General features: G+C 64.3%; 14 protein-coding genes. 8 read left to right on the top strand and 6 right to left on the bottom strand.

Translation table 11 applies throughout. The features are described from left to right. Positions 1 to 3: 3 nt before the first annotated feature. Positions 4 to 1536, bottom strand: a complete 1533-nt coding sequence (locus C7450_RS20900) for an acyl-CoA carboxylase subunit beta (protein WP_110376411.1) — start codon at positions 1534 to 1536, stop codon at positions 4 to 6. Between the two features lie 142 nt (positions 1537 to 1678). Between C7450_RS20900 and C7450_RS20895 the strand changes: the two genes are divergently transcribed. Further along, positions 1679 to 3106, top strand: a complete 1428-nt coding sequence (locus C7450_RS20895; RefSeq protein ID WP_110376410.1) for a helix-turn-helix domain-containing protein — start codon at positions 1679 to 1681, stop codon at positions 3104 to 3106. A gap of 206 nt (positions 3107 to 3312) precedes the next feature. Then, positions 3313 to 4578 carry a DUF763 domain-containing protein gene (locus C7450_RS20890; protein ID WP_110376409.1) on the top strand — a complete coding sequence of 422 codons (1266 nt, stop codon included), beginning with the start codon at positions 3313 to 3315 and terminating at the stop codon, positions 4576 to 4578. A 20-nt stretch (positions 4579 to 4598) separates the two neighbouring features. Here the strand turns inward: C7450_RS20890 and C7450_RS20885 are convergent, their stop codons facing one another. The 5 genes from C7450_RS20885 to C7450_RS20865 form a co-directional block, all read right to left on the bottom strand. After that, positions 4599 to 5141 (bottom strand): methylated-DNA--[protein]-cysteine S-methyltransferase, encoded by a 543-nt coding sequence (locus C7450_RS20885; protein ID WP_110376408.1) that lies wholly within the window; start codon positions 5139 to 5141, stop codon positions 4599 to 4601. Then, positions 5128 to 5877, bottom strand: coding sequence for a 2OG-Fe(II) oxygenase (locus C7450_RS20880; RefSeq protein ID WP_110376407.1), 750 nt, complete (start codon positions 5875 to 5877; stop codon positions 5128 to 5130). Before C7450_RS20880 ends, C7450_RS20885 begins: the two co-directional genes overlap by 14 nt. Then, positions 5874 to 6923, bottom strand: coding sequence for a bifunctional DNA-binding transcriptional regulator/O6-methylguanine-DNA methyltransferase Ada (gene ada, locus C7450_RS20875; RefSeq protein WP_110376406.1), 1050 nt, complete (start codon positions 6921 to 6923; stop codon positions 5874 to 5876). The genes C7450_RS20880 and ada overlap by 4 nt, the downstream gene beginning before the upstream one ends. A gap of 323 nt (positions 6924 to 7246) precedes the next feature. Continuing rightward, the gene (locus tag C7450_RS20870) at positions 7247 to 8245 is read right to left on the bottom strand and encodes a carbon-nitrogen hydrolase family protein (RefSeq protein ID WP_110376405.1); all 999 of its coding nucleotides are present in this window, start codon (positions 8243 to 8245) and stop codon (positions 7247 to 7249) included. Positions 8246 to 8463: 218 nt separating this feature from the next. Then, entirely contained in the window at positions 8464 to 9390 is a 927-nt protein-coding gene (locus C7450_RS20865; RefSeq protein WP_110376404.1) for a LysR family transcriptional regulator, read from the bottom strand. A 203-nt stretch (positions 9391 to 9593) separates the two neighbouring features. On the opposite strand from C7450_RS20865, the gene C7450_RS20860 reads away from it, so the two are divergent. The 6 genes from C7450_RS20860 to C7450_RS20835 form a co-directional block, all read left to right on the top strand. After that, positions 9594 to 10502, top strand: coding sequence for an ABC transporter permease (locus C7450_RS20860; protein ID WP_170147347.1), 909 nt, complete (start codon positions 9594 to 9596; stop codon positions 10500 to 10502). Further along, complete coding sequence (locus C7450_RS20855; RefSeq protein WP_110376402.1) at positions 10499 to 11293, top strand: ABC transporter permease; 795 nt, start codon at positions 10499 to 10501, stop codon at positions 11291 to 11293. Before C7450_RS20860 ends, C7450_RS20855 begins: the two co-directional genes overlap by 4 nt. A gap of 41 nt (positions 11294 to 11334) precedes the next feature. After that, positions 11335 to 12405, top strand: coding sequence for an extracellular solute-binding protein (locus C7450_RS20850; RefSeq protein ID WP_110376401.1), 1071 nt, complete (start codon positions 11335 to 11337; stop codon positions 12403 to 12405). Positions 12406 to 12488: 83 nt separating this feature from the next. Next, a complete protein-coding gene (locus tag C7450_RS20845) occupies positions 12489 to 13601 on the top strand; it encodes an ABC transporter ATP-binding protein (protein ID WP_146227431.1) in 1113 nt (370 codons plus the stop codon). A gap of 4 nt (positions 13602 to 13605) precedes the next feature. Further along, a complete protein-coding gene (locus tag C7450_RS20840) occupies positions 13606 to 14334 on the top strand; it encodes an aspartate racemase/maleate isomerase family protein (protein ID WP_110376399.1) in 729 nt (242 codons plus the stop codon). Between the two features lie 580 nt (positions 14335 to 14914). Then, a partial coding sequence (locus C7450_RS20835; protein WP_170147346.1) for a leucine zipper domain-containing protein occupies positions 14915 to 15137 on the top strand: 223 nt, incomplete at its 3' end.

The following is a 15137-nucleotide window of genomic DNA, read 5'->3' as shown; positions in this document are numbered from 1 at the left end:
TCCTCACAAGGGGATATTATCGTGCTTCCGCCACGGCGTCTCCGCGCGCTTGGAGGCGAGCATGGCGAGCGCCCGGCCGACGCGTCGGCGGGTGGAATGCGGCTTGATCACCTCGTCGATATAGCCGCGCTCGGCCGCCACGAAGGGCGACATGAAGCGCTCCTCGTAGCCTTTTGTGTGGACGGCGATGGCATCCGCGTCGCCGGCGTCCTGCCGGAAGATGATCTCCACCGCGCCCTTGGCGCCCATCACCGCGATCTGCGCCGTCGGCCAGGCATAGTTGACGTCGCCGCCGACATGTTTGGAGGCCATGACGTCATAGGCGCCGCCGAAGGCCTTGCGGGTGATCACCGTGACGAGCGGCACGGTGGCTTCCGAATAGGCATAGAGAAGCTTGGCGCCGTGCTTGATGAGCCCGCCATATTCCTGCGCCGTGCCGGGCAGGAAGCCGGGCACATCGACGAAGGTGACGATCGGGATCTCGAAGGCGTCGCAGAAGCGCACGAAGCGCGCGGCCTTGCGGGAGGCGTCGGAATCGAGCACGCCGGCCAGCACCATCGGCTGGTTGGCGACGATGCCGACCGTGCGCCCCTCGATCCGCCCGAAGCCGACGACGATATTGCCGGCGAAGGCCTGCTGCACCTCGAAGAAATCCCGCTCGTCCACGACCTTGAGGATCAATTCCTTGATGTCGTAAGGCACGTTCGGATTGTCGGGCACGAGCGTATCGAGCGAGGTCTCCACGCGGTCCGGCTCGTCGAGGCTCGGCCAGTGCGGCGCCCCCTCGGTGTTGTTGGCCGGCAGGAAATCCATCAGCCGGCGGATCTGCAGGAGCGCCTCGACGTCATTGTCGAAGGCCCCGTCGGCGACCGACGAACGCGATGTGTGAACCTTCGCACCGCCGAGCTCTTCCGACGTCACCGTCTCGTTGGTGACCGTCTTCACGACCTCGGGACCGGTGACGAACATGTAGGAGGTGTCGCGCACCATGAAGATGAAATCGGTCATGGCCGGCGAATAGACATCGCCGCCCGCGCAGGGTCCCATGATCACCGAGATCTGCGGGATGACGCCGGAGGCGACCACATTGCGCTTGAAGACCTCGCCATAGCCGCCGAGCGCAGCGACGCCCTCCTGGATGCGGGCGCCGCCGGCATCGAACAGGCCGATGATCGGGCAGCGCATCTTCACGGCCATGTCCTGGATCTTGACGATCTTGGCGGCATGGGTCTCGGACAGGGAACCGCCGAAGACCGTGAAGTCCTTGGAAAACAGGAAGACCTTGCGGCCGTTGATGGTGCCCCAGCCGGTGACGACGCCATCGCCGGGGATCTTCTGCTTCTCCATGCCGAAATCCGTCGAGCGGTGTTCGACGAACATGTCGAACTCCTCGAAGGATCCCTCATCAAGCAGGAGATCGATGCGTTCGCGCGCCGTCAGCTTGCCCCGGGCGTGCTGGGCCTTCACCCGACGCTCGCCTCCCCCCTGCCGCGCTTGCTCGCGCCGTTCTTCCAGCCGTTCGAGAATATCGCGCATTGTCCGCCCATCGCCGCGAATTGGGATGCGGCAAATTAGAACACAAGCGCCGATAATCCAGAAGGGATATTGTCTCGCAAAGGCTTTTCGTGCAAAATTGTAAAAATGTGAATTTGGCATTTCAACTTATTGCGAATTTCCGATGGCCCGAAAATTGTTTGCCGGCGATGCCGTGCGCAGCCTGCGCGAGGCACGGGGCTGGACACAGATCGAGCTTGCCAAGCGCATCGGCGTCTCACCGAGCTATATGAGCCAGATCGAGGCCAACCAGCGCAGCCTGTCGGGCACGGTGGTGGTCGAACTGGCGCGCGTGCTGCGCGTCAATGTGTCGGTCTTTTCCGACAACGACAGCGACCGGCTCGTCGGCACGCTCCGCGAACTCCTGAGTGATCCCGCCTTCGGCCCGCCGGACATCACGCTGCGCGAGTTGAAGGCACTCTCGCTGCATGCCCCACGGGTGGGGCGCGCGCTGGTCGACCTCCATGCCCTCTATCGGCGCCTGGAGGAACGGCACCGGGCGCTGGACGAGGCCCTCACGACATCGGGCGGGTCGAGCGGCGCATCCGTGCAGCAATCGGCTTTCGACGAAGTGCGCGACTACTTCCACTTCATCGGCAATTACGTCGACAGCCTCGACCATGCCGCCGAGGAACTGGCCCGGCGCTGGGGCGGCGCGCCCGGCGGCACGGCCAATGCGCTGGCGCAGCATCTGGAGGCGGCGTTCAATCTCACGATCGAGCGCCAGACACCGGTCGACGGCTCGCATTTCGTGAGCCGGCTCGACAGGGACCGCGGACGCATCATCCTCAACGATACGCTGCCGCGCGCGACGCAATCCTTCGCGCTGGCCCGGCATCTCGCGTTCCTGGCCTATGGCGAGGCGATCGACGGACTTGTCGCGTCTGCGGCCTTTCACAGCCCGGACGCCGGCAAGGTCTGCGCGGCCGCACTCGCCAATTATTTCGCCGGCGCCCTCGTCATGCCCTACGGGCATATCCTGGAAGAGGCCCGCCGCATGCGCCACGATATCGAGCGCCTGGCGACGACCTTCAGCGTCAGCATGGAGCAGGTCTGCCACCGCCTCTCGACCCTGCAGCGCCCTGGGCTCGAGGGCATCCCGACCTATTTCCTGCGCGTCGACCGCGCCGGCAACATCACCAAGCGCCACAGCGCCACGCGCTTCCAGTTCGCGCGCTATGGCGGCGCCTGCCCGATCTGGAACATCCACGAGGCCTTCGAGACCCCGGACCGCTTCCTCGTGCAGGCGGCCGAGATGCCGGACGGGTCGCGCTATCTCTCCATCGCCCGCGCCATCACCAAGGGCGAGGCGCGCTTCGATGCGCTGCGCCTGCGTTATTCCATCGGTTTCGGCTGCGAACTCGCCTATGCCAGCGAGTTCGTCTATTCCGACGCGGTCGATTTGCGCAATCCGTCACCGCTCGTCAGGATCGGCGTGAGCTGCCGGCTCTGCGAGCGCACCGATTGCTACCAGCGCGCCATGCCGCCGATCGATCGGCGCATCACCATGGATGCGAGCCGCCGCAACATCATCCCCTATCAGGTTGAATAGACGCTTCGGGTTATCCGGGTCACCGTGAGCCTGCGTGCAGAGCGCCTGTCCTCGACCTGATGCGCTCCGTTTCGGGATCCGGGGCACCAGCTTGCGCGTTTCCGGGATGACAGCGGGGGGCCGGAGCCCAATCGCGCCGTGATACACTGACAATCGGCTGATTCCAGCGCTCCGTTCCGGCACGAAAAGAAAGGACCCAGCCCGCCATGGCCCAGAGAGCCGGCAGCGCCAATCTTCCGCTCCACGGCGGCCGTGTGCCGCCATGGCTCGGCCAGCGCATGACCAGGCTGGGGGCGCTGATCTCCGAGGCGATCGTCCAGCATTATGGGCGCGACGAGCTGCTGCGACGGCTGGCGCATCCCTTCTGGTTCCAGTCCTTCGGCGCCGTCATGGGCATGGACTGGCATTCGTCCGGCATCACCACGAGTGTCATCGGCGCATTGAAGCGCGGCCTCACGCCCTTGGCCGGGGAACTCGGCATCCATGTCTGCGGCGGGCGCGGCGCCCATTCCCGCAAGACGCCCGATGAGCTGATCGCGATCGGCGAGCGCACCGGCTTCGATGGCGGAGCCCTCGCCCAGACGAGCCGGCTCGTCGCCAAGGTCGACAGCGCAGCGGTGCAGGATGGGTTCGACCTCTATCTGCACGGGTTCATCGTGACCGACGACGGGTCCTGGGTCGTCGTCCAGCAGGGGATGAACGGCGATCGCCGCCTGGCCCGCCGCTACCACTGGAAATCCGAGGGGCTCGAGAGCTTCCTCGATTCCCCGCACGCCGCCATCGAAGGCCGCGAGCAAGGCGAGATCGTCAATCTCGCCGACAGGCGCGCCGCGCCGTCACGACGCGACCAACTCACCCTGCTGAGCGAGACCGGCCCCGACGCGATCCTGCGCGAACTCGCCCGCCTCAGCGATGCGCCATCCCCGAAGTCGCGTCGCCCCCAGACTTTGCAGCCTCTCCTGCCCCACCTCGACATGCCGGCCCACCATGATGTCAGGCCGGACGATGTCGTCATGCGGCGCCTGCACGGCACCCTGGCAGCCGCAGCCGATCGCGGCCCGAAAGACTTCAGTGAACTCCTGCTCGTGCCGGGCGTGGGCCAGCGCACGGTGAAAGCGCTCGCCATGGTCGCCGAGGTCGTGCATGGCGCGCCCTGCCGCTTTTCGGACCCCGCGCGCTTTTCCTTTGCCCATGGCGGCAAGGACAGGCATCCCTTTCCCGTGCCGCTGAAGGTCTATGATGAAACCATCAGGCTCATGAAATCCGCCGTTGAGAAGGGGCGCCTCGGCCGCGACGAGGAATTGGCGGCCCTGAAGCGCCTCGACGACCAGGCCCGCCAGGTGGAGCGCTATGCGAAAGGCCCCGATTTCGGGACGATCGTCAGCCGGGAGTTCGAGGATGCGCCGCTCTTCGGTGGACGCAGCGTCTTCGGCTGGGAAAAGGACGTCAAGGAGCGCAAGACCCGCGCCTGAACTTATGCACCGGCCGGCCGTCAGACCGGAGGCGCATGGCGGCGCTCATGATCCAGCAGCCATCGCTTGCGCTCAAGCCCGCCGCTGTAACCCACAAGACCGCCATCCGCGCCTGTGAGACGATGACAGGGAACGATGATGCAGAAGGGATTGGCGCCATTGGCATGGCCCACCGCCCGCACCGCCGTGGGACGCCCGATCGTCGCGGCCATCCCGGCATAACTCAGCGTCGACCCGGGCGGAACGGTCCGCAGTCCAGCCCAAAGGCTCGACTGGAAGTCCGTGCCGCGCGGTGCAAGCACAATGCTGTCGAGCGCCCGGACATCGCCGGCGAAATAGGCTGCGACCTTGCCTTTCAAGCCCGGCGGCACAGCGCCGCGCTCGATATCCAGCGATGCGGCGCCTCGATTCCGGGAAAGCAATGCCCAGAGCCGGGCCTCGCAATCGGCGAAATCGGCAGCATGAACCACCCCGTCGCCGTCGCTCAACACCAGAAAACCACCGAGCGGCGTGTCGATGGTGTCCAGGATCAAGGGGGTGAAAGCGGCGCTAGCGCGCGTCATGGAAGATGACGCCGACGGTGTGCCGCTGGCCGGAGCGGATACGGCTGACGCCGTGGCGCATCTTGACGCGATAGGTGCCACGGGTGCCCGCGACAGGCCGGTCGTTCACGGCGAAGATCACCGCATCGCCCTGGCGCAAGGGCACGACCTCCGCCCGGCTCTGCATGCGCGGGCGCTGCTCCGTCAGGACGAATTCACCGCCCGTGAAATCGCGCCCCGGCTCCGAAAGGAGGATCGCCACCTGCAGCGGGAAAGCGAGATCGCCGTAGAGATCCTGATGCAGGCAATTGAAATCACCCGGCCCGTATTGCAGCAGCAGCGGCGTCGGCCGCGTCTGCCCGGCCGCATGGCATTGTTGCAGGAAATCCCGGTGTTCCAGCGGATAGCGCTGGGCAACCCCCATCTTCTCGTTCCACAGATTGGCGACGCTCGCCAGATAGGGATAAAGGTCTTGGCGCAAATCAGCCAGTAATCCAGGCAGCGGATATTTGAAGTAGCGATATTCGCCTTTGCCAAAACCATGGCGGGCCATGTGGATATGGCTGCGGAAATGCATCTCTTCCGGATAGAGGGCCGCGATATCACGACATGTCTTAGCCGGCAGAAGCCCCTCGAGGGTGGCGCAGCCCCAGCTATCCAGCGACGCCGCGATCGCACCCCAGTCGAAGCGCGCGACGTCGGGGCCGGCATCCACGCCGCTCCGGGGTCGCTTGAGGACGGTGGCGGGCGCGGTCATCGCACGCCCTCCTTGGCAAGGAGCGCGCGCTTGCGCGCGACGCCCCAGCGATAGCCGGAGAGCGCACCGTCATGGCGCACGACGCGGTGGCAGGGAATGGCGACGGCGATCGCATTGGCGCCACAGGCCTGCGCGACGGCCCGCACGGCCTTCGGCGCGCCGATCCGCTCCGCGATCGCGGCATAGCTCACGGTCTGCCCGGCCGGGATGGTGCGCAAGGCATCCCAGACGCGCTGCTGGAACGCGGTACCACGCACATCGAGCGGCAGGTCGAGCCCCAGCGCCGGTGCCTCGACGAAGCCCACCACCTTGGCGACCATGGCCTCGAAATCCGCGTCACCGCCGATGATATCGGCCTTGGGGAAACGGTCCTGCAGGTCGCGGGTCAGCGCGTCGGGGTCGTCTCCCAGCGTGATGGCGCAAACCCCCTTGCTGCTGGCCGCCACGAGGATCGAGCCGAGGGAGCATTCACCGACCGCAAAGCGGATGGCGGTGCCCTCGCCCCCCTTGCGGTAGCGGGTCGGCGTCATGCCCAGCGCTTCGTTCGACGTCTCGTAGAAGCGACTGTTGGACGCAAAGCCGGCCTCATAGATCGCGGCGGTGATCGAGGTTTCTTTCGCCGCGAGCTCTTCGCGCATCCGGCGCATGCGCGCCGCCATGCCATAGGCCTTGGGCGTCACGCCGGTGACAGCCTTGAACTGGCGGTGAAGATGGAAGGGGCTGAGGCCGAGCGCCGTCGCAAGCGTCTCGAGGGTCGGCAAGGTCTCGGCCGTCTCGATCAGCCGGCAGGCCCGCGCGATGATAGCGGCATCCCGCTCGGCGCGCGGGGCCTCATCCGGCCGGCAGCGCAGGCAGGGGCGATAGCCTGCCGCAGCCGCCTCGCCGCCTGTGGCAAAGAACGTGACATTGGCGGGCTTCGCGGTGCGGGCCGGGCAGGACGGGCGGCAATAAACGCCGGTCGTCTTCACCGCATAGACGAAGCCGCCGTCAGCGGCGGCGTCGCGCGTGATGACAGCCTGCCAGCGCGGATCCGTTTCCGTTGTCATCGCGAGGGACTGGCCCTGTTGGCCTTGATGCTGTTGGCCATGGTTATGTTGGACTTGGTTATGTCGGAGTTGGCTCTGGTGCATGACGCGACCTTACATCCTTGTGCAACCGGAGCGAAGCGGTGCCGATTGGCGCGTCACGCCAAAGGGACATCTGGCGGCCGGTTGAATGATTGACCATGCTCCAAGGTTAGGACGCCTTTGTCTCGTCGCCACTCCGATGCTTGCTTTCAAATTTTTGCCTATGGGACGAACCGGAGTTCACCGGCCAGTTCTCGCATGGGGATGGCGACGTAACGCGGCTGTTGCCGAGTTACGTGATCCTAGAAGAGATCGCGCGCGATGCTGCGCGGATCGTCCGCCACCCGATGCGCCTCATAGAGGCCCGTCCTCGCCCGCCGCCTCCAGGGCCGGGCGAGATCGTCCGGGTCGTCGCTGATATCGACCACGGCCAGCGAGGGCATTCCATCGGTCGCGCAACAGGCGGCCCATTGACCGCCGGGCGCCGCAATGCCCGAAGGAACGGCCGAGCCCGGCCGCGCGAGCGCCGCCAAACTGACCCAGTAGCGATGGCTTGCAGCATGCCCCTGCACCTCGACGGCGAAGGCCCGGTTGCCGGGCGACGCACCATCGGTGGTCGAGAACAGCACACAATCCACGTCAAGCCGCTCGTATTCGATGAAGATCTCCGGGAAATGCGCCTCCATTCCGAGCGCACATCCAAACCGGAAGCCGTCGACATCGAAGGTCACCGGGCTTCCACCCGGTGTATACATGAACGATATCTTCGTGTTGGAGAGCATGCGCTCGTCATAGCGCGTGACGAGATGCCCGCTGTCGGACATGACATACAGACTGTTATGCGGTCGGTGCGGCTCGGTGAGCTGATGGACCGATCCGATCACCGTCCATATCCCGAGCTCCCCGGCGAGCCTCCGCGTCGCCTCAAGCTCCTCGCGGAGCACGGCCCATTCGAAGCGTGTCCAATCGGACGGACCGACGGTTTCCGGGCCACTGGCAGACATGATGCGCTTGTTCGGGGCACAGGTCGCACCCTCGGCAAAATGGACCAGCCTCGCACCCGCCGCTTGGGCCTCGCGCATCAACTGCCGGATCTCCGCCCCGCTGCGGCGAAGCCCGTCGCTATCAAGGGGATTGTCGAAGCTCGTGGTCTGCGCGACCGCCAGGCGGATCGATTGCACCGCGGGCGCCGCTTCATCAGCAGCACGTCCACGAAGCTGCCTGAGGGCGGCCGTGTAGGACTCACCGGTTTTCGCGGCGCGCGCGCGAACACGGCGTTTGAAATTGGCGTTCTTCGTCATTGTCAGGCCTCTCACGTTCCGGACGAAGTTCCCCAGCAACCGCATCCGGAACGGCCGGACCAAGACAGCGACCCGAGACATCAGTCCCTTTGCCTCCGTGTGAGACCCTGCTGGGGTGGGTCTTGGGAGGTTGGGCGCAGGCCACGCCACGGCGAGGATGCCGGGAGCCCCGCGATTCGTCAACGCGCCGAAAGGCACGCCGGAGGCATCCCCTGGGACTAAATCCGCCTTACGTTCTCCAGAGATAGAGTGATTTCCTCGATGGCCACGTCGGCGACCAGCCGACCAATACGTGAAAGATGCTTGCGGGCATCGATAGCAACACTGAGGGTCTGGGGTTCGGCCCCCTTGTCGCGCACCGGCAAGAAGATCAGCGATCCTTCGATGAGTTCCGCGGCCGCATCCAGTTCCGACGTGAACGCGACGTAGCGGCCGCTTTTGGCGAGTTGCTTCACGAGTTGCAGGGAATTGGTGACGATAGCCTTCTGCGGATCGGTGAAAAGCCAGCCGTAGCGTGCGTCGAGGTAGCGGCGGATCATCAGCGCCTTGCTCTGCAGCGCGATGGGATAGGTGACCGCCTCCTGGAGGCTTGTGGTTTTGGCCTTCGCCAGCGGGTGACCGGGGGCCACGATACAGCCGAGCGGCAGCTCCGTGGTGAAGAGCATGTGCACGTCACGCCGTGGTGACAGGTTGAAGATGGCAGCGATATCCGCCTCCCCCGCAAGCAGAGCTTGAAGCGCATCATCCGGCGTGGCGATCTCCACCGCGAGCGCAATGCGCGGTTGCTCTGCCGCCAGACGTTCGATCAGGCGCGGCAGGAACCCGTTGGCGTGGCTGTCCATGGCGGCGAGCCGCACCTGGCCCTGATGAATGCCTTGCAATTGCTTGATATCGGCCGCGATGCGCCGCTCATCCGACCGCCAGCGGCGCGCGAGGGTGACAAGCATGTCGCCGGCCGGCGTCAGCCGCATGCCGCGCGGCAGGCGCTCGAAGAGCTCGACACCCAGATCCTGTTCAAGCAGCAGGATCTGCCGGTCGATAGCGGAGGCCGCGACGTTCAGCTCCTTGGCAGCCTTCTGGATCGACCCCGACCGGGCAACCTGGTCCGCGTAGCGCAGGGCGGCGGGGGTGAGAGACGCGCGCATCCAAGCATCCTAATTTTCCGAATGGACTATTGCCAATTCTCTTCTAGACGGCAACGCTCATTCCCCTGTTTATGTATCGTCACAAGCTGGGGAATGCGCGAAGTAGAACCGGACATCTCGAACGAGGCGGGCCGATGAGCAGCGGGGACAGCGTCAGAGCATCAATGCTATCCCCATCCCGCCGCGACGAGGTTTCCGGGCGTGTGACCGAAGCTGCATCTCACACGGCCGAACGCGCCTGGACGATATTCTCCGGGACCCGCTTCACCGGATATTGGCTCGTCGCGCCGGCTGTTCTCTTTCTCGCGATCTGGTTTCTCTGGCCGGTCTTGACGATGATCCATCTCAGCGTCAGCGCACGCAGCGTCGATGGTGTGATGGTCGAAGGGTTCACGCTGGACAACTATATCCGGCTCTTCTCCAGCGATCTCTATGTCCGCATCCTGCTGCGGACCATCCGGATCGCACTGCTGACCAGCGTGATCGCCGCGCTCTTTGCCTATCCTCTCGCCATTGCCATTGCGCGCGGCGGGCCCGCGCTGGCGCGCCTCGTGACGATCACGATCCTCGCGCCGCTTCTGGTGAACGTGGTGGTGCGCTCTTATGGCTGGCAGACGATCCTCAACAAGACCGGTGCCCTCGCCTGGCTGCTGAAGCTCTCAGGCGTCACCAACCCGCCGGTTCTCCTTTATACCGAATGGGCCGTGCTGATCGCCTGCGTGCATGTCTATCTGCCCTTCATGGTGATGCCGCTTGCGAGCGCCATCGGCCGGATCGACCGCGCGGTCGAGGAGGCTGCCAGGGTCGCCGGCGCGCCGCAGCTCTCCGTCATGCTGCGCGTGATTTTTCCCCTCAGCCTGCCAGGTCTTGCCGTCGGCGTCTCGCTCGTCTTCTCGCTGAGTGCAGCCGCTTATGTGACGCCGCAGATTCTCGGCGGAAACTTCTCCCCGCTTCTCGGCACGCTGATCGAACAGCAGATCCTGACCCTCAACGACTGGCCGTTCGGCGCGGCGATCTCCACCTTGCTGATTGCCATGGTGCTTGCGGCCAATCTCGTCTTCCTCAAGGTCGTCAACCGTCGTTTCGCCCGCTGGACGGGAGACATCCGATGAACGAGACCGTCAGCACCCCGTTGAAGATCGTGGTCGGCATCATTCTTCTGATCGTGGTGGCGCCGCTCGTCGTGCCGCTCCTGATGTCGATCTCCGACACGCCCTATATCGTGTTTCCGCCCAAGGGCTTCACGCTGCAGTGGTATGGCGCCGTGCTCGCCAATCCCGAAGCGCGCGGCAGCTTCCTGTTTTCGCTCGAACTCGCCGCGATCGTCACCGCCGTATCGCTCGTCCTCGGCGTGCCTTGCGCCGCCGGCCTCACACGCTATCGCGTCGTTGGCCAGGATGTCGTGCTCGGCCTCATCCTGTCACCTTTGATCGTGCCGCTGATCGTGACCGGCGTTGCCCTGCTCCAGCTCTTTTCCATGCTCGGGTCCCGCGCCACGATGATGCAGCTCGTGATCGGCCACACGGTCGTCTGCCTGCCCTATGTCATCCGCTCGGTCTCGGCGAGCTTCGTGCTGGCAAACCGCAATCTCGAGGATGCGGCAGCGGTGCTGGGCGCAGCACCTCATCTCGTGGCTATCAGGGTGATCTGGCCCCAGGTGCGCCCTGGCGTTCTCGCGGGCGCAGTCTTTTCCTTCATCGTATCCTTCGACGACTATCCGATTTCCATGTGGCTCGCCGACGGCAACCATTTCCCGGTGCCGCTCTATCTCTACACCGTCATCGAGCGCTCCTTCGATCCGTCGATCGCCGCCATCGCCTCGCTGATGATCGGCTTCGCCCTTCTCCTTGTGCTTGTCATCGAGAAGGTCTTCGGGATCAGCCTCGCCCGGCTCGCAAGCTGACAGCCCGCCACCCAATCAAACCAAAAAAGGGGAATGACATCATGACCGGACTATCGCGACGTTCATTTGGAAAACTGGCGCTTGGCGCCACCGCGGTCGCGGCGCCCATGGGCTTTGTCCGCAACGCCTGGGCTGAGGGCAAGGAGATCCAGATCGGCATTTGGGGAGGGTCGCAGGGCGAGTTCGTCAAGAAGCAGATCATTCCCGCCTTCGAGAAGGACTTCGGCTGCAAGGTTACGGCAGAAGAAGGCTTCACGCTGGCCAATGTCGGCAAGATGCGGGCGACGAAAGCCAACCCGAAATTCTCGGTGATGTTCATCGACGACGTCGCCATCCCGATCTGCAAGGCAGAAGGACTGATCGAACAGCTTCCGGCCGGCAACATGCCGGCGCTCGCCAACCTTTATCCGCGCTTCGGCTTCGATGGCTGGGGCACGGCGCTCGCGATCTCCGTCGCGAGCCTGTTCCACAATACCTCAGTCGAGCCTCCGGCGCGCTATGCCGACCTCTGGAAGCCGGAATATGCCGGCAAGCTGAAGCTGGTCAGCCCGAAGAACACGCCGTCGGTGTTCTTCCTCATCGTCGCCGCGGCCGTGAAGTCCGGCAAGCCTCTGGCGGAAGCGCAGTATCTGATCGATGACAGCTTCGACAAAGTCGCCGCACTGAAACCCAATATCCTGAACCTGTTCGACAACGGTCCGCAGGCCGCGAACGAGGTGGCGCAGGGCCAGGCTGATATCGGCCTGCTCGAGCTCTCCAAATACATCTATCCCTATACGGCGAAGGGCGCGCCGGTCACCATGAGCTTCCCCAAGGAGGGCAGCTTTGCCGGCAACAACTGCCAGGTGCTGGTCAAGGGCGCACCGAACAAGGATCTCGCCGTCGCCTTCATGAACCGCATGCTCGAACCGGCAGTGCAGAAGTCTTTCTCCGAATATGCACTCACCGCTCCCCCGGTTTCCGGCATCGAATTCTCAGCCGAAACCGCCAAATACATTGCCTATCCGGTCGAGCAGATGGACGCGCGCGGTCTGTTCACGCCCGATTGGGACTACATCAACGGCAAACGCTCTGCCTGGACCGAAAAGCTCAACGGCATCTTCGCCGTCTGACGATTGTCGGTCCGGCGCATGAGGATGGGACGGCGCCGAGACGAGCCGGCCCATCCTCGCTCAGGTTGTGAAGGGAAGAGCCAGTGAGCGCCTTGGCAGGAATGAAGGCATCGGCCGGTGCAAAGGTCGAACTGAGCGGCCTGTGCCGCAGCTACGGGGACAACCAGGTGGTCGACAACGTCAGTCTGACCGTTGCGAGCGGCGAGATCCTCGCGTTGCTCGGACCGTCCGGCTGCGGCAAGACGACGACGCTCAGGATGATTGCAGGACTGATCAGCCCGTCGGCGGGCGAAATCGCCATCGATGGATCGTCCATCACCGCGCTGCCGGTGCACCGGCGCAACCTCGGCATGCTGTTTCAGAACTATGCGCTGTTTCCGCATCTGACGGTTCTGGAGAACGTGGCCTTCGGTCTCGCGATGCGCGGCCTTCCAAAGGCTGTGATCACCGAGCGCGCCCGGCAGGCGCTGGCGCTGACGCGGCTGACGGGTTTCGAGGACCGGATGCCGGCCGCCCTATCCGGCGGCCAGCAGCAGCGGGTCGCCCTGGCCCGTGCCATCGTCTACCGCCCGCGGGTGCTTCTGCTCGACGAGCCCTTCGGTGCGCTCGACAAGAAGCTGCGGGAAGAGATGCAGATCGAGCTTCGCCAGCTTTGCAACGAGCTCGGCCTGACGACCATCCTCGTGACCCACGACCAGGAAGAGGCCCTCGTGCTGGCCGACCAGATCGCCGTGATGCGCGGCGGGCGCATCGAGCAGGTCGATACGGCGCGTGCCATCTACGAGCGGCCGACCTCCCATTTCGTGGCGGATTTCATCGGCACGTCGAATTTTCTCCCGGCGGAGATCATCGGCAAGGCCGATGGATGCACCGTCTTGCGGGCGCACAGCGGCCCTCTGTTCCGCAGCACCGTGGCGAACGAACTGAGCCCCGGGGACAATGTCGCGGTCGTGGTGCGGCCCGAGAGCATCCGCTTGTCGCAGGGCGAAGGGGCCGACAGCATGAATGCGGTCAGCGGCAAGGTCCTTCGGGCGGTCTTCAAGGGTCAGGCCCTCTCGATCTGGCTTGACGTCAACGGCGCGGACATCGTCGCCTCCCTGCCCATCGAGGCGCTGAATGACATCAATCCCCAGCCGGGAGAACCATGGACGGCGCAATGGTCGTTCGAACGCACGCTGATCGTGCGGGAACAGTGACGCGATGATGACCCCTGCCCTTCCCGCCATTGGCATCATCCTGCCGTCGTCGAACCGCATTGTGGAACGCGTCACGCGGTCGATCCTCGCCGGCCTGCCCAATGTCGATGCCTGTTTCGCCCGCGTTCCCTATGCGGGCCACCCGTCCGACGGTTACGATTTGGAGCCGTTCCGCCGCGCCGCGGCCATGCTCGCCGAAGCCAGGCCCGGCATCATCCTGTGGAACGCAACCCGCGGCGCGCTGCTCGGTTTCGAACCCGACAGGCGGCTCTGCGCAGCAATTGAACGGGACACCGGCATCAAGGCGACCACCACCGCGCTGGCCACCGTCGCCTTGCTGAAGGCCAGCGGCTTGACGAGAATTGGCCTGCTGTCCCAGGGCGATGATCACGACGCCCAGAAGCTCGCGGAGACGTTCGGGCGACAGGGAATCGATATCGTCGCGGGCGCCCATTTCGGGATCAGCGACAACTATGCAGCGGCGCACATCCCGGCCGGGTTGATCGAGCAGCAGGCCGAAGCCCTTGCGGTGAAATCGAAACCCGATGCGATCCTGATCTGGAGCACCAATCTCGCCGGCTATGCGCCGGCGAAAGCGCTTGCGGCGCGCCTGGGAATCCCCGTTTTCGATTCGGCGGCGGTCGGAATTTTTCACGCGCTGGATCATCTCGCAGAAGCCGAATCGGCCAGATGTGACGCCGCCAGCTGCTCACTCGACACGGATTTCGTATAGCGAAAGGTGAAATATAGGCTATATATTTGTGAAAAATTGGACTACTTATAAATCGATACCATATATTACTGTAAAACTTTGATCGCAATCCGACTTGAATGGAATCGTCCGGTACCATCGAAGTCAGTGAATTTACTTGTTTATGTTCTATGCGAAACAAGTCCATAACAGACGGACTTGCTCTGGAGCATGTTGTATTTGGATGGAATCCCACGGTCATCCCGGGGCGTTGCGCAGCAACGAGCCCGGGATCCATGAACACGCGGCCCGAGAAAAGACGCATCGGACTGTGCCTCTCTGGTAGACCATGGTGTTCATGGGTTCCGGGCCCGGGCCTTTCGGCCCGCCCCGGAATGACACCACGGTTCCGTATAAAGTCAGCATGCTCTGGTGGATTTTCGAGCGAAGTGGACACCGGTTCGCGTGAAGACAATGCGTAGAAACGAAGACGTGACGCCTGTCCGGTGAACGGGAGTTCACCGGACAGGCTCTAGTTGTCGAAGCTATGAAGGTTGTTCATCCGGGGCCGGGATGTGAGGTTGGGGTTGCGAAGCCAACCAACCCTGACCGGAGCGCCCGGATGAACATGCATGAGAATGCGCGGATGACCGTTCACGGTCGAGTCCTTTTGGTGAATCGGATCGTGGCAGGGGGCTGGCGCGTCGCGGATGCTGCGCGAGCGGCCGGGATTTCCGAGCGCACGGCCTACAAGTGGCTTGCGCGGTTCCGGGCGGGCGGCGAGCGGATGCTGCACGACAGGAGCTCGGCGCCCGGCCGGATGCCGCATGCGACACCGGTCGCGA

The sequence above is a fragment of the Chelatococcus asaccharovorans genome (assembly GCF_003201475.1).
GTDB classification, from domain to species: Bacteria; Pseudomonadota; Alphaproteobacteria; order Rhizobiales; family Beijerinckiaceae; genus Chelatococcus; species Chelatococcus asaccharovorans.
The sequence above is the reverse complement of the archived record's forward strand: the minus strand, read 5'-3'. Positions and strand labels throughout refer to the sequence as shown.

Excerpts from the sequence above, each read along its gene's own strand:
- C7450_RS20895 (WP_110376410.1), top strand. The coding sequence starts at position 1,679 with ATGGCCCGAAAATTGTTTGCCGGCGATGCCGTGCGCAGCCTGCGCGAG.
- C7450_RS20840 (WP_110376399.1), top strand. The coding sequence starts at position 13,606 with ATGATGACCCCTGCCCTTCCCGCCATTGGCATCATCCTGCCGTCGTCG.
- C7450_RS20900 (WP_110376411.1), bottom strand. The coding sequence starts at position 1,536 with ATGCGCGATATTCTCGAACGGCTGGAAGAACGGCGCGAGCAAGCGCGG.
- C7450_RS20865 (WP_110376404.1), bottom strand. The coding sequence starts at position 9,390 with ATGCGCGCGTCTCTCACCCCCGCCGCCCTGCGCTACGCGGACCAGGTT.
- C7450_RS20850 (WP_110376401.1), top strand. The coding sequence starts at position 11,335 with ATGACCGGACTATCGCGACGTTCATTTGGAAAACTGGCGCTTGGCGCC.
- C7450_RS20890 (WP_110376409.1), top strand. The coding sequence starts at position 3,313 with ATGGCCCAGAGAGCCGGCAGCGCCAATCTTCCGCTCCACGGCGGCCGT.
- ada (WP_110376406.1), bottom strand. The coding sequence starts at position 6,923 with ATGACAACGGAAACGGATCCGCGCTGGCAGGCTGTCATCACGCGCGAC.
- C7450_RS20885 (WP_110376408.1), bottom strand. The coding sequence starts at position 5,141 with ATGACGCGCGCTAGCGCCGCTTTCACCCCCTTGATCCTGGACACCATC.
- C7450_RS20855 (WP_110376402.1), top strand. The coding sequence starts at position 10,499 with ATGAACGAGACCGTCAGCACCCCGTTGAAGATCGTGGTCGGCATCATT.
- C7450_RS20880 (WP_110376407.1), bottom strand. The coding sequence starts at position 5,877 with ATGACCGCGCCCGCCACCGTCCTCAAGCGACCCCGGAGCGGCGTGGAT.
- C7450_RS20870 (WP_110376405.1), bottom strand. The coding sequence starts at position 8,245 with ATGACGAAGAACGCCAATTTCAAACGCCGTGTTCGCGCGCGCGCCGCG.